Annotated in this window: 11 protein-coding genes; 8 read left to right on the top strand and 3 right to left on the bottom strand. The window is 63.8% G+C overall.

Annotated features, from left to right (window positions below; translation table 11 throughout):
* Positions 1 to 7: 7 nt before the first annotated feature.
* On the bottom strand, positions 8 to 1,246 hold the full coding sequence (locus AC04SF_RS21710; RefSeq protein WP_096450874.1) for an extracellular solute-binding protein: 1,239 nt from the start codon (positions 1,244 to 1,246) through the stop codon (positions 8 to 10).
* Positions 1,247 to 1,467: 221 nt separating this feature from the next.
* Here AC04SF_RS21710 and AC04SF_RS21715 point away from each other — a divergent pair, with 221 nt between their 5' ends.
* Positions 1,468 to 2,682, top strand: a complete 1,215-nt coding sequence (locus AC04SF_RS21715) for an ROK family transcriptional regulator (protein WP_202352454.1) — start codon at positions 1,468 to 1,470, stop codon at positions 2,680 to 2,682.
* A 107-nt stretch (positions 2,683 to 2,789) separates the two neighbouring features.
* Positions 2,790 to 4,400, top strand: coding sequence for an inorganic phosphate transporter (locus AC04SF_RS21720; protein ID WP_488479445.1), 1,611 nt, complete (start codon positions 2,790 to 2,792; stop codon positions 4,398 to 4,400).
* 427 nt (positions 4,401 to 4,827) lie between these two features.
* Here AC04SF_RS21720 and AC04SF_RS21725 read toward each other — a convergent pair whose 3' ends face one another.
* The gene (locus AC04SF_RS21725) at positions 4,828 to 5,988 is read right to left on the bottom strand and encodes a patatin-like phospholipase family protein (protein ID WP_488479446.1); all 1,161 of its coding nucleotides are present in this window, start codon (positions 5,986 to 5,988) and stop codon (positions 4,828 to 4,830) included.
* Entirely contained in the window at positions 5,981 to 6,769 is a 789-nt protein-coding gene (locus AC04SF_RS21730) for an acetoacetate decarboxylase (RefSeq protein ID WP_488479447.1), read from the bottom strand. The genes AC04SF_RS21725 and AC04SF_RS21730 overlap by 8 nt, the downstream gene beginning before the upstream one ends.
* A 223-nt stretch (positions 6,770 to 6,992) precedes the next feature.
* On the opposite strand from AC04SF_RS21730, the gene AC04SF_RS21735 reads away from it, so the two are divergent.
* The 6 genes from AC04SF_RS21735 to AC04SF_RS21760 form a co-directional block, all read left to right on the top strand.
* Positions 6,993 to 7,781: a 3-hydroxybutyrate dehydrogenase gene (locus tag AC04SF_RS21735; RefSeq protein ID WP_096450866.1), complete on the top strand. Its 789-nt coding sequence runs from the start codon at positions 6,993 to 6,995 to the stop codon at positions 7,779 to 7,781.
* Positions 7,782 to 7,852: 71 nt separating this feature from the next.
* Complete coding sequence (locus tag AC04SF_RS21740; protein WP_488479448.1) at positions 7,853 to 8,626, top strand: phosphodiesterase; 774 nt, start codon at positions 7,853 to 7,855, stop codon at positions 8,624 to 8,626.
* Positions 8,627 to 8,907: 281 nt separating this feature from the next.
* Complete coding sequence (locus AC04SF_RS21745; RefSeq protein ID WP_488479449.1) at positions 8,908 to 10,236, top strand: NAD(P)H-dependent oxidoreductase; 1,329 nt, start codon at positions 8,908 to 8,910, stop codon at positions 10,234 to 10,236.
* 2 nt (positions 10,237 to 10,238) lie between these two features.
* On the top strand, positions 10,239 to 11,267 hold the full coding sequence (locus AC04SF_RS21750) for a thiamine pyrophosphate-dependent dehydrogenase E1 component subunit alpha (RefSeq protein ID WP_488479450.1): 1,029 nt from the start codon (positions 10,239 to 10,241) through the stop codon (positions 11,265 to 11,267).
* Complete coding sequence (locus tag AC04SF_RS21755; protein ID WP_183463635.1) at positions 11,267 to 12,265, top strand: alpha-ketoacid dehydrogenase subunit beta; 999 nt, start codon at positions 11,267 to 11,269, stop codon at positions 12,263 to 12,265. Before AC04SF_RS21750 ends, AC04SF_RS21755 begins: the two co-directional genes overlap by 1 nt.
* A gap of 3 nt (positions 12,266 to 12,268) precedes the next feature.
* The coding region (locus tag AC04SF_RS21760) for a biotin/lipoyl-containing protein (protein WP_488479451.1) at positions 12,269 to 12,896 on the top strand (628 nt) is incomplete at its 3' end.

A 12,896-nucleotide genomic window follows, 5' to 3' on the forward strand; every position in this document is an offset into this window, starting at 1 on the left:
AAACTGCTCAGAGGCCGCTGTTCTTCGCAGCTGTGTTCAGCGCATCTTCCGGCGAGGACTGGCCGAGCAGCGATTCCTGGATCGCCTGCTGCAGAGCGGTCGACAGCTCCTGGTACTTCGGCGTGGTCGGCCGCGGATACATGGCCGCCAGGCCAAGCTTGGCGGCGGCGATCAGCTCTTCCTGGCCCTTGGTAACGGCCGGGTCGTCATAGGACGAGGCCCAGATCGGCAGCGACAGCTTGGCATACTGGTTCTGTGTCGCCTGCGAGGTCATGTATTCGATGTATTTCCAGGCCTCGTCCGGATGCTTCGAGACCGCGGTGACGCCAAGGCCCATCGAGCCGTTGACGGCCGACACGTCGCTGATGCCGGTGACGCCCGGCGCCGGCACGACGCCGACCTTGCCCACGACCTTCGAGTCCTTTGGATCGTTGGCCATGTTGTACATGTAGGTCCAGTTCAGCGCGAAGGCGGCGTCGCCGTTTTCAAAGACCTTGCGCACGTCCTCTTCCAGGAATTCCTTGGAATTCGGATTGGTGAGGCCGGACTTGTAGCTGTCGACCATGTATTTCAGCGCCGAGAGGCCGCCGCCATTCTGGAAGTCCGGCTTGCCGTCCTTGAGGAAGTCGCCGCCATAGGCGCTGACCAGCGTGGTGTAGTCGCAGATCGCGGCTTCGGCCTGCGACCAGCTCCAGGCGATCGGCGTCTTCAGCAGGCCCTTGTCCTGGATGATCTTGGCCTGCGCGCCGAGCTCTTCCCAGGTCTTCGGCGGCGCCTTGATGCCGGCCTTTTCCAGTATTTCCTTGTTGTAGAACAGATATTTGGTGTCGAGGATCCACGGCATGCCATAGTACTTGCCGTCATACTGGACCGTGGTCCAGGCACCGGGCAGCACGCCCTTCTTCATGTCGTCGGTGATCTTCGACGACACGTCGACCAGCACCTTGTTGGTGGCGTATTCGGCCGGCCAGATAACGTCGAACAGCACGACGTCGTAGCCGCCGCCCGACCCCTGGGCCAGCACGGTCTTGTCGTGCAGGCCTTCATAGGGGACGAATTCGAGATTGACCTTGACGTCCGGGTTGGCCTTGGTGAAGGCGTCCGTCATGGCGCGCACGTCGGCCTCGCTGTAGGCGGCCTGCGCCATGAACAGCGCGTTGAGCGTCGTTTCGGCGAAGGCGTGGGGAACGAGCAGTCCTCCGGCGAAGACCGTGCCGACCAGTGTTTTGGTGATTGTCTTAAGCATCTTCTTCTCCCATTTCCGGTGTTGACGGGCCGGCAATGCGGGCTTGTCGCATCGTCTTCCCGGATCGCTGTCGCGTGACCTGATGGTTACCCGGCTGACCAGTGGCGATGGGCCTGGGGGCCTTAGCCATCTTGTTTTAGGTCGGTCGGCTCGCATTAAGTCAACTCGCTTGACTTAATTAGTCGATCAATATTCTAATGGAGTCAAGAGGGGAAACGCCGATGGACGACATCAGCCCGATCCGCGCCAAAAGCGGCACCAACCAGGAAGGCACCAGCGCGCACAACCGCCGTGTCATGATCGAGGCGCTGCGTCTGAACGGCGCGCTGTCGCGGGCCGATCTGGCGCGGGCGACGCAGCTCACCAAGCAGGCCGTCTCCAACATCATCGAGGATCTCGAAAGCGACGGCCTGGTCGTCGCGCTCGATGCGGTGCGCAAGGGCCGAGGACAGCCGTCGACCCCCTACCGGCTGGTGCCCGAGGGCGCCTTCGCCATCGGCCTGCACATCGACCGCCATCTGACACGCGCGGTCGCCGTCGACCTGATGGGCAGCGTGCAGGCGCGGGCCGAGGCGAACCTGCCTTTCGATGAGCCGTCGAAGGGCGTCGAGATCATCCTCGAGCTGATCGCTGGTGTCCGCCGCGATCTGGCCGGCATTTCGGCCCAGTCGGAAAAGCGGCTGGTCGGTCTCGGCGTCGCCATGCCCGGCCCTTTCGGTCTGAAGGATTCCGACGACAAATGGATGATGCCGGCCTGGCAGAAATTTCCGCTGCTGGAGACGCTGGCCAGAGGCACGGGGCTGAATGTCGGCCTGCAGAACGATGCCGCTGCCTGCGCCACGGCGGAGCGCATCGTCGGCGCCGCACACGGCGTCGACCACGCGGTCTGCCTCTATGTCGGCTACGGCATCGGCGCCGGACTGATCCTCAATGGCGAACTCTACAGCGGCGGCCATGGCAATGCCGGCGAAATCGGCATGGCGCTGCTGGCGCCGGCCGGCCCCGGCTCGACGCCGCTCGAGCACCGCGCCTCGCTGGCCTCGCTCTACCAGCATCTCGGCCTCAACCCGGCGGACAGCGACATCTACGAACAGATGAACGCTCTGGTGCTGGCCGGGGATCCGAAGATGATGGCCTGGATCGATGGTGCGGCGCATGATCTGCGCTGGAGCGTGCATCTCATCGAGACGATCTTCGACCCGCAGACCGTCATCCTGACCAGCGGCGCGCCGGAGGCACTGGCGCGCCGGCTTGTCGAGGCGATGCACCCGCTGCTGCCGTCGATCGCCGACCGGCCCGGAAGGATGCTGCCTCGCCTTCAGCTTGGCACCACCGATCCCTGGTCGATCGCGCTTGGTGCGGCCGCGGCGCCGATCAGCCGCGCCTTCGATCCGCTGTTCTCGGCAATCCTGAAGACAAGTCCCGGCGCTGCATGAGGGAGAGCGGGCGCCGAGGGCAAAGGCCTTTCTGGCGTCACACAGGGTTCATCGACCGGACATAGCGTCTTTTCCAGTTCTTTGCTGCAATGCAATAGGAGTGGGACATGGTGGACATAATTTCCAGTGAGGCGGGCATTCCGAGACCGGATCATCCGCTGGATAGTTCGGGCAGCGCCAAGTGGTTCCTGCCGGCCTTCGGCGTGCTGGTGCTGGTCGGCATCGTCTATGTCGGCTATGCGCTGAGCCAGGATCTGGCGGTGGCCAAGACCGTGCCGTGGATCCTGCTCGGCATCGCCCTGCTGATCGCGCTCGGCTTCGAATTCGTCAACGGTTTCCATGACACCGCCAATGCGGTGGCGACCGTCATCTACACGCGCTCCCTGCCGGCCGAATTCGCCGTCATGTGGTCCGGCGCCTTCAATTTCCTCGGCGTTCTCACCTCCAGCGGCGCGGTCGCCTTCGGCATCCTGTCGCTGCTGCCGGTCGAACTGATCCTGCAGGTCGGTTCCTCCTCCGGCTTTGCCATGGTGTTCGCGCTGCTGGTCGCCGCCATCCTGTGGAATCTCGGCACCTGGTTCCTCGGCCTGCCGGCCTCGAGCTCGCACACGATGGTCGGCTCGATCATCGGCGTCGGCCTCGCCAACCAGTTCATGGCCCCGGCCGGCAGCGCCACCAGCGGCGTCGACTGGTCGCAGGCGACCAATGTCGGCATCACCCTCTTGGTGTCGCCGATCATCGGCTTCTTCGCCGCCGCGATCCTGCTCTATGCGATGAAACTGCTGGTCCGCAATCCGGCGCTCTACGAGGCACCGAAAGGCAACGCGCCGCCGCCATGGTGGATCCGCGGCCTGCTGATCTTCACCTGCACCGGCGTCAGCTTCGCGCATGGCTCCAATGACGGGCAGAAGGGCATGGGCCTGATCATGCTGATCCTGATCGGCGTCGTGCCGACGGCCTATGCGCTGAACCGTACGCCCGACATCAACTATCTCGAGGCCTACAAGGCGGCTTCGGTCAACGTCGAGACCGCGCTGGGCAAATATGCGAAGCCCGGTGTCACAGTCGCCGATGCCAAGGCTGCGAAGGCGGCCGTCCAGGATGCCGTGCGCACCCGGACCTGGAGTGACCAGACGACTGTTGCGCTGCAGACCTACATCCACAACACCACCGCTTCGCTGCAGCCCTACGCATCGGTCGATAATGTGCCGACCGATCTGGTCAGCAACGCCCGCAACGACATCTACCTGATCGGCGAGGCGCTCAAGCTGATCGACAAGAAGAAGCTGCTGCCGATGCAGGACGCCGACCTGAAGGCAGTCACCGACTACCACAAGGCCGTCGACAACGCGACGAAGTTCATCCCGATCTGGGTGAAGGTCGCGGTTGCGCTGGCGCTGGGCCTCGGCACCATGGTTGGCTGGAAACGCATCGTCGTCACGGTCGGGGAGAAGATCGGCAAGAGCCATCTGACCTATGGCCAGGGTGCGGCGGCCGAACTCGTGGCGATGGTGACCATCGGCATGGCCGACCGGCTCGGTCTGCCGGTGTCGACAACCCATGTTCTGTCATCGGGGGTCGCTGGAACGATGGCCGCCAACGGCTCGGGCCTGCAATGGTCGACGGTGCGCAACCTTTTGCTGGCCTGGGTTCTGACCCTGCCATGCTCGATCGCGCTGGCCTTCACGCTGTTCATCGTCTTCCGCCAGGTGTTCTGAGCGGAGCATACAAGCTCTCAGCAAGAGGCAGCGCCGGCGACCGGCGCTGCCTCTTTCTTTGAACGAACACTGTGTTCAAGAGGCGAGGACGTATTCGTTTCTGGTGACGTGGAACATACCTAGGAAATTGGCCAGAACGTCGATCGCTTCGTCATCCACGGGCGAAGCAAGGAGCGTAGCGACGCGGCGCAGACCCGAGGATCCATGCCGCGACCGAGCGCCGCCACGGTTCAGAATTCTGCTCCGCCGCACTCCAAGGCTAAGGTCGCGGAATGGATCCCAGGGTCTCCGCGACGGAGCTTCGCTCCTGCTTCGCCCAGGGATGACGAAGTTTAGAAGCCTCGGCCAGTCTCAAACGTTGGCGACGGCCCTCAAACGAATCCTGGCTCACACCACTGAACCGTAGAGAGGCAACGGCTTCGCCAGTCTACGTCGGATCTTCCCTGTGCAGATCGTGGATGGTAACGCCGTCAGCGTTGGCCGGCAGCGTCAGCCATTTGCGATGGCGCAAGGTGCGCTGCGTGTCTTCCAGGCCGGTTTCCCAATGCTCGCGCATCGAGGTGCCGGAGAACTCGTAGTCCTTGGCGTGACCTTCATAGCCCTTGTGCTGGTAGATCAGGTGCACGATGTTGACTAGGCCGGCGTCCGAATAGTCGGCGATCAGCGCCTCTTCCGCCGGCGTCAGCTGGTCCTTGGGCACGCGCTTGAGCGCGTCGAGCAGGTGCATCTTCAGGCCATGGATGCGTTTGAAATTGTCGGTGTTCTGGCGCGTGCGGCTGGAATACATGATGTCCTTGTGGCGCGACAGCACGTCGGGCATGCTGCGCGGCAGCACGCCGCGGGCGCTGAACAGGTCGACCTGGAACACCAGCGACGAGCGGTCCTCTTCCTGGTCGAGCAGATATTGCAGCGGCGTGTTGGAGACGATGCCGCCGTCCCAATAATACTCGCCTTCGATACGGACCGACGGGAAGGCCGGCGGCAACGCGCCACTGGCCATGATGTGCTCGGGCCCGATGCGCACTTTGTCGGTGTCGAAATAGACGAAATTGCCGGTCCGCACGTTGACCGCGCCGACGCTCAGCCGCTTCTTGCCGTCGTTGAGGATGTCGAAATCGATCAGGCTCTCCAGCGTGTCCTTCAATTCGGCGGTGTCATAGAAGCTGGTGGCGCCCTCGGCGCCCGGCTGTTCGAACCAGGGGTTGGGATTGCGCGGCTTGAAGAAGCCGGGCTGGCCCATCGTCATCGTCATCCAGGATGAGGTGCGGTTGCGGATGTCGCGGTAGATGTCGCCTTCAGGCGTGTAGGACCAGATCTTGCGGCCCGAAATGGTCTGCCAGAACTGTTCGAGGCGCTGCAGGCGGCGGCTCGGTTCGTTGCCGGCGATGATCGAGGCATTGATGGCGCCGATCGACACGCCGGACAGCCAGCTCGGCTCGCAGCCGGCATCGGCCAGCGCCTGGTAGACGCCGGCCTGGTAGGCGCCAAGCGCGCCGCCGCCCTGGAACACCAGGGCGACGCGGTCATACTGCGCCGAGATTTCCGCGATGGTGGCGGCGGCTTCCTTGTTTCGGTGGCGTTCAAGCACGAATTCTCTCCGGCTGGGTTGTGCTGGTTGCGAGCCGGCTGTGCTCACTGAGATAGTCGTGGACGACCTCGCCCAACCCAAGCGTCAGATCGGCTTTGAAGTGGACGGCGGAGACGATGTCGAGCACTGGCAGCTTCGCCAGGTCGGCCATGACGTGGGGCCGAAGGTCGAGTGCCGCGGGCGCCGTCCAGGCTTCCTTCAGCGCGATGTCGGTGAGGTAATAGCGCACCAACTCGCAGATGCGCGGCGTGCCGTCGACATGCGGAATGATCTTGATCAGGAAATTGGGGGCGGCAAGTGCTGCGAGCACGGAATCGTGATCGGCTTCGCGATGCTTGTAGCCCATCGTGCCAGTGGCGCACAGGACGCTGCCATAGTGCAGCGTGCCGACGATCACCTCGCCTTCATGGACGATCTTGGGATTGGCCAGCTTCTTGGGAAAGCCCCAAAGCTCACGGCCGCCGGCGATCGGCGCGTCGTCGTCGAGATACATCGAATGGACGTAGCCGCCATGCTGGCCCTTGTACTTCACCGGGATAACCTGGCCGGTCTCGGTATAGTCACCGAAGCCCGTGGAGTCCGGCATGCGGATGAATTCGTACTTGACCAGCGGCTCGTCGATTTCCAGCGGCGCCGGCACCACGGCCTCGAGCGCCTCGCGCGTCGTGCGATAGGTGATGATGATGTATTCGCGGTCGAAGAAACGGTAGGGGCCGGGCGGGAAGGACGGATTGGTCAGCGGCATCGCATAGGCGCGCTTCACGACATCGGCGATTTCCAAGCTTCTCACCCACTGGTTCAGGAACGATCTATACGAGACGTGCAGGCGGATTATGTTGCACGGCAGCATGACAGTGCCATGTCACGCCGCGCCAGTGCCAGCTTCAAGACGCTCGCAAAGGATCACAACATTGTAATCGCAATGACATATGGTCATGCCATTGTTATGGTGCGGTGCACAAACCATGTGCGCCAATAGCTCCTTCACTTGTCGCGAGATCATCATGGGTTCCCTGTCCTCCAAGAATGCCCTCGTCACCGGCTCGACCAGCGGTATCGGCCTGGCCATCGCCCGCGCCTTCGCCGCCGAAGGCGCCAATGTCACCATCAATGGTCTCGGCGACCCGGCGGCCATCGAGCAGGAGCGCGCGGGCATCGAGAAGGATTTCGGCGTCAAGTGCCGCTACTCCGACGCCAATATGATGGATGGCGCGGCAGTGAGCGCCATGGTGCATGACGCCGAGGCGGCATTCGGCAGCCTCGATATACTGGTCAACAATGCCGGCATCCAGCATGTCGCGCCGATCGAGGAGTTTCCCGACGACAAGTGGGAAGCTATCATCCGCATCAATCTTCTCGCGGCCTTCTATGCCATCAAGGCGGTGGTGCCCGGCATGAAGGCTCGCAAATGGGGCCGCATCATCAACACGGCTTCCGCGCATGCTCTGGTCGCCTCGCCGTTCAAGTCGGCCTATGTCTCGGCCAAGCACGGCATTGCCGGCCTGACCAAGACCGTGGCGTTGGAAGTTGCGCAGGACGGCATCACCGTCAACGCCATCGCGCCCGGCTATGTCTGGACGCCGCTGGTCGAGAAGCAGATCCCCGACACGATGAAGGCGCGCGGCATGACCGAGGAACAGGTGAAGCACGACGTGCTTCTGGCTGCACAGCCGACGAAGGAATTCGTCACCGTGGAAGAACTTGCCGCGCTGACGCTGTTCCTGTGCTCGGATGCCGCCAGGCAGATCACCGGCACGACCTTGCCGATGGACGGCGGCTGGACGGCACAGTAGAGGGTCAGTCGAGGCGTCGCATTTTCCGGCTGGCGTCACGCGGCGCCGGCGGGAAGGGTACGGTCAGGTCCATGAAAATCATCCAGCTCTCCGATCCGCATCTGATGGCGCCGGGTGGCCTGCTGTACGGCTCCGATCCGCTGGCGAGGCTGGAGGCCTGCCTTGCCGACATCGGCCAGAACCATGCCGACGCCGAACTGGTGGTGATCTCAGGCGACCTGACCAATGATGGCGAGCGCGCCGCCTATGCGGCGTTGCGGGAGAGGCTGGCGCGATTGTCGCCGCCCTGCCGGCTGATGCTCGGCAACCATGACGATCGGGCGCTTTTCCTTGAAATGTTTCCCGAGGCCCCGGCCGAGCAAGGGTTCGTGCAGAGCGCCTTCGACGGCAGCGAGGGCCGGCTGATCCTACTCGACACGCTGGACAGCGGCCAGGTCGGGGGCAAGCTGTGTGCGGCGCGGCTGGACTGGCTGGACGAAAAGCTCAGGGAAGCGCACGGCCCAGCCTTCCTGTTCATGCACCACCCGCCCTTCCGGATACACATGCCGGAGCTCGATGAGGTCAGGCTCGCCGACGCCGATGCCTTCCACGACGTGCTGTCGGGCCACGGCAATGTCCGCCACATCTTCGCCGGCCACGTCCACCGGCTGATCGCCGGCAGCTGGCGCGGCATTCCCGTCAGCACGCTGCGCAGCACCAACCACCAGACCGCGCTCGATTTTTCCCAGAGCTGGAGCCTGGGCCACGAGCCGCCGGCCTATGCCGTGATCTTCATCGATGCGGATGGCGTCATCGTGCACTTTCATGATTTTCCGGTGCCGCCAGTGTCGGATCGAGTCCCGTAGAGGTCTCCCACTCCGGGACGAGACGAGGGGTCGTCGCGACCCATTGACCGCGCCAACTCCCGTGCATCTCCCTTGCGCCGAGGATCATATCCCTGCGGTCGCCCGCTTGTGCACCGTCCGCAAGGTAGCCGTGCTTCGCGGCGCCTTTTTGGGCTCACACGCGGTCTCCGAGAAAGGCGCCAAAAAGCATGTGAAATTGGACATTAGTCTTGACAGAAATACAGATGTTCAATACCCGTCAAGCGAATGAACAAGCCTGCAATGTGGGAGGAATGAGCGGTATGGCTTCCAATATTTCGTTGACGGGCCTTGCCCGCGATCTCGATGAGCGCGGCAAGTCGGGCAAGCCCATCCGCATCGGCCTGATCGGCTCCGGCGAGATGGGAACCGACATCGTCACCCGCGTCGCCCATATGTCCGGCATCGAGATCGGTGCGATCTCGGAATTGAACCTGCCGGCCGCCAGCAGGGCCGTGGACATCGCCTTCCAGGAGACCGGCCATGCGCGCGAAGTGTCGAACGCTTCGGCGATGACGGCTGCCATGGAGGCCGGCAAGGTGGCGGTCACCAACGACGCCAGCCTGGTCATCAACAATGACTTGATCGACGTCGTCATCGACGCCACGGGAGTTCCCGCCGTCGGTGCCGAGATCGGCTTGCGCGCCATGGAGCATGGCAAGCACCTGGTGATGATGAACGTCGAGGCCGATGTCACCATCGGCGCCTATCTGAAGAGCGAGGCCGACCGGCTCGGCGTCACCTATTCGCTGGGCGCAGGCGACGAGCCGTCCTCCTGCATGGAGCTGATTGAATTCGTCTCGGCGATGGGTCATCCGATTGTTGCCGCCGGCAAGGGCAAGAACAACCCGCTCAACATCGACGCCACGCCGCCCGCCTATGAGGAAGAGGCCAAGCGCCGGCACATGAATGTGCGCATGCTGGTCGAATTCGTCGACGGTTCGAAGACCATGGTTGAGATGGCGGCGATCGCCAACGCCACCGGCCTGGTGCCCGACAAGGCCGGCATGCATGGCCCGGCCGCCACTCTCGGTGAACTGTCGAAAGTGCTGGTGCCTGAAAAGGATGGCGGCGTGCTGTCCAGGGTCGGCGTCGTCGACTATTCGATCGGCAAGGGCGTCGCACCCGGCGTCTTCGTCGTCGCCGACATGTCGCATCCGCGCATTTCGGAGCGCATGGAAGATCTGAAGATGGGCAAGGGCCCGTATTTCACCTTCCACCGCCCCTATCACCTGACGTCGCTCGAAGTGCCGCTGACCTGCGCCCGCGTCGTGCTCTACGGCAAGGCCGACATGGTGCCGCTGGCCAAGCCGGTGGCCGAAGTCGCCGCCGTGGCTAAGAAGGACATGCAGCCCGGCGAGAAGCTCGATGCGATCGGCGAGTATTGCTACCGCGCCTGGATCATGACGGCGCCGGAAGCGCGCGCCGCCAAGGCCATTCCCTGCGGCCTGCTGCAGGGCGGCTCGGTGACGGCGCCGATCAAGAAGGGCGAACTCATCACCTATGCCAATGCCGCCCCGGCTCCGGCTTCCAAGATCGCCGAACTGCGCGCCCGCCAGGACAAGCTCGTCTACGGAACCGTGGAGGCGTGATCATGGCCGGAGCCAGCAAAGCCGTCGCCGACAGTCGCGCCAACCTGCCTTTCGTCTATCGCCAGTACAGCGCCGAGCAGCTCAAGCAGGTGCTCTACAAGATGTATCTCATCCGCCGCTTCGAAGAGGGCGCGGAGGACAGCTACACGCGTGGCCTGATCCACGGCACGATGCATCTGTCGATCGGCCAGGAAGCCAGCGCCATGGGCATCTGCATGCCGCTTGGCGAGGATGACCAGATCACCTCGACGCATCGCGGCCATGGCCACTGCATCGCCAAGGGGGCCGAGGTCAAGCGCATGTTCGCCGAGTTCTTCGGCAAGACCGCGGGCTACTGCAAGGGCCGGGGCGGCTCGATGCACATTGCCGATGTCGCCAAGGGCAATCTCGGCGCCAACGGCATTGTCGGCGGCGGCATTCCGATCGCGGTCGGCGCAGCGCTCTCCTCCAAGATGATGAAGACCGGCAAGGTCGTCGTGTCCTTCTTCGGCGACGGCGCCAACAATGAGGGCGCCTTCCACGAGGCGCTCAACATGGCGGCGGTCTGGAAGCTGCCTGTCATTTTCGTCTGCGAGAACAATGGCTACGGCATGTCGACCTCGACCGCCCGCTCGACCGCGGTCAAGAACATCGCCGATCGCGCCGCCGCCTATTCGATGCCTGGCGTGATCGTCAACGGCAACATTTTTTCGGAGGTCGCCGAGGCGTCCTACAGGGCTGTCGAGCGTGCCCGTGCGGGTGAGGGGCCGACACTGATCGAATCCAAGACCTACCGCCATCGTGGCCATTCCAAGAGCGACCGCAACCGCTATCGCACCAAGGAAGAGATCGAGGACTGGATGGCGAACCGCGACCCGATCACGCTGTTCGAAGACGAATTGCGGGAATTCGGCTTCATCGACGACAAGGGCATCGAGGCCATTCGCAGTGAGGTGGCGCAGGAGATCGCCGACGGCATCGAGTTCGCCAAGGCGAGCCCATCGCCTGACGTCAGCGAGACCGGGAATTACGTGTATACGGAGCAGGCGTGATGGACGCGATGGTGCGTGAACTGAGCTACGCCCAGGCGATCCAGGAAGCCATGGCGATCGCCATGGACATGGACGAACGCGTCTTCCTGATGGGCGAGGACATCGGCGTCTATGGCGGCGCCTTCCAGGTGACCGGCGATCTGGTCGAGCGCTTCGGCACGGAGCGCGTCATCGATACGCCGATTTCGGAGCTGGGCGGTGCAGGCGTCGCTGTAGGTGCGGCCCTCACCGGCATGCGGCCGATCTTCGAATTCCAGTTCTCCGATTTCGCCACGCTCGCCATGGAGCAGATCGTCAACCAGGCGGCCAAGATGCGCTTCATGCTGGGCGGCGAGGTTTCGGTGCCCGTGGTGATGCGCTTTCCCGCCGGCTCCGGCACGGGTGCTGCCGCGCAGCACAGCCAGAGCCTGGAAGCCTGGCTCGGCCATGTGCCGGGTCTGAAGGTTATCCAGCCGGCGACACCCTACGATGCCAAGGGCATGCTTCTGGCGGCGGTCGCCGATCCCGATCCGGTGATGATCTTCGAGCACAAGCTGCTCTACAAGATGAAGGGTCCGGTGCCCGAAGGCTATTACACCGTGCCGATCGGCAAGGCCGACATCCGCCGCGAGGGCCGCGATCTCACCATCGTCGCCACCTCGATCATGGTGCAGAAGGCGCTCGATGCCGCCGCCACGCTGGAAGCCGAAGGCATCGACGTCGAAGTCGTCGACCTCCGGACCATCCGGCCGATGGACAAGCAGACCGTCATCGACAGCGTCAAGAAGACGTCGCGGCTGATGTGCGTCTACGAAGCGGTCAAGACGCTGGGCATCGGCGCCGAGGTCAGCGCCATGATCGCCGAGAGCGAGGCGTTCGACTATCTCGATGCGCCGATCGTGCGGCTGGGCGGCGCCGAGACGCCGATCCCCTACAATCCGGAGCTGGAAAAAGCCACGGTACCGCAGGTTCCCGACATCATCACCGCCGCGCGCGACCTCGTCAAAGGGGTTCGCTGAGACATGCCGACCGAAGTCATCCTTCCCAAGGTCGACATGGACATGGCGACCGGACAGATTTCGCGCTGGTTCGCCGAGGAAGGCGCCCGGGTCAAGAAGGGCGAAGTGCTGTTCGAGATCGAGACCGACAAGGCGGCGATGGAGATCGATGCGCCGGCCAGCGGCGTGCTGCGCGATGTGACCGGCAAGGAAGGCGTCGACATTCCGGTCGGCGCGCCGGTTGCGTGGATTTATGCCGACGGCGAGGTCTATGGGGCCAAGCAAGACGCGGCGCCAATCTCCCCCCTTGTGGGGGAGATGTCGACGAAGTCGACAGAGGGGGGCGCTGTCCCGCCAACGTTGCATTCTGTCACGCCCCTCTCTGCCCTGCCGGGCATCTCCCCCACAAGGGGGGAGATTGGCCAATCGCCGTCGGGCGCCCGCGCCACCCCGCTTGCCCGACGTCTGGCCCGTGAGGCAGGACTGGCCCTTGCCAGCATCATCGGCACCGGCCCGCATGGCCGTGTGGTGAAGGCTGATGTCGATGCCGCGATTGCCGGCGGCGGCGCCAAGGCAGCACCCGCGGCCAAGGCTCCGGCTGCCGCGCCGGTTGCCGCCTCCGCTCCGGCAGTGAAGCCGATGTCGGACGATC

The sequence above is a fragment of the Mesorhizobium sp. CNPSo 4671 genome (assembly GCF_057784245.1).

What these genes read in the sequence shown, in the direction of transcription:
- AC04SF_RS21710 (WP_096450874.1), bottom strand. Translation starts at nt 1,246, where the DNA reads ATGCTTAAGACAATCACCAAAACACTGGTCGGCACGGTCTTCGCCGGA.
- AC04SF_RS21735 (WP_096450866.1), top strand. Translation starts at nt 6,993, where the DNA reads ATGGGTTCCCTGTCCTCCAAGAATGCCCTCGTCACCGGCTCGACCAGC.
- AC04SF_RS21750 (WP_488479450.1), top strand. Translation starts at nt 10,239, where the DNA reads ATGGCCGGAGCCAGCAAAGCCGTCGCCGACAGTCGCGCCAACCTGCCT.
- AC04SF_RS21745 (WP_488479449.1), top strand. Translation starts at nt 8,908, where the DNA reads ATGGCTTCCAATATTTCGTTGACGGGCCTTGCCCGCGATCTCGATGAG.
- AC04SF_RS21740 (WP_488479448.1), top strand. Translation starts at nt 7,853, where the DNA reads ATGAAAATCATCCAGCTCTCCGATCCGCATCTGATGGCGCCGGGTGGC.
- AC04SF_RS21755 (WP_183463635.1), top strand. Translation starts at nt 11,267, where the DNA reads ATGGACGCGATGGTGCGTGAACTGAGCTACGCCCAGGCGATCCAGGAA.
- AC04SF_RS21715 (WP_202352454.1), top strand. Translation starts at nt 1,468, where the DNA reads ATGGACGACATCAGCCCGATCCGCGCCAAAAGCGGCACCAACCAGGAA.
- AC04SF_RS21720 (WP_488479445.1), top strand. Translation starts at nt 2,790, where the DNA reads ATGGTGGACATAATTTCCAGTGAGGCGGGCATTCCGAGACCGGATCAT.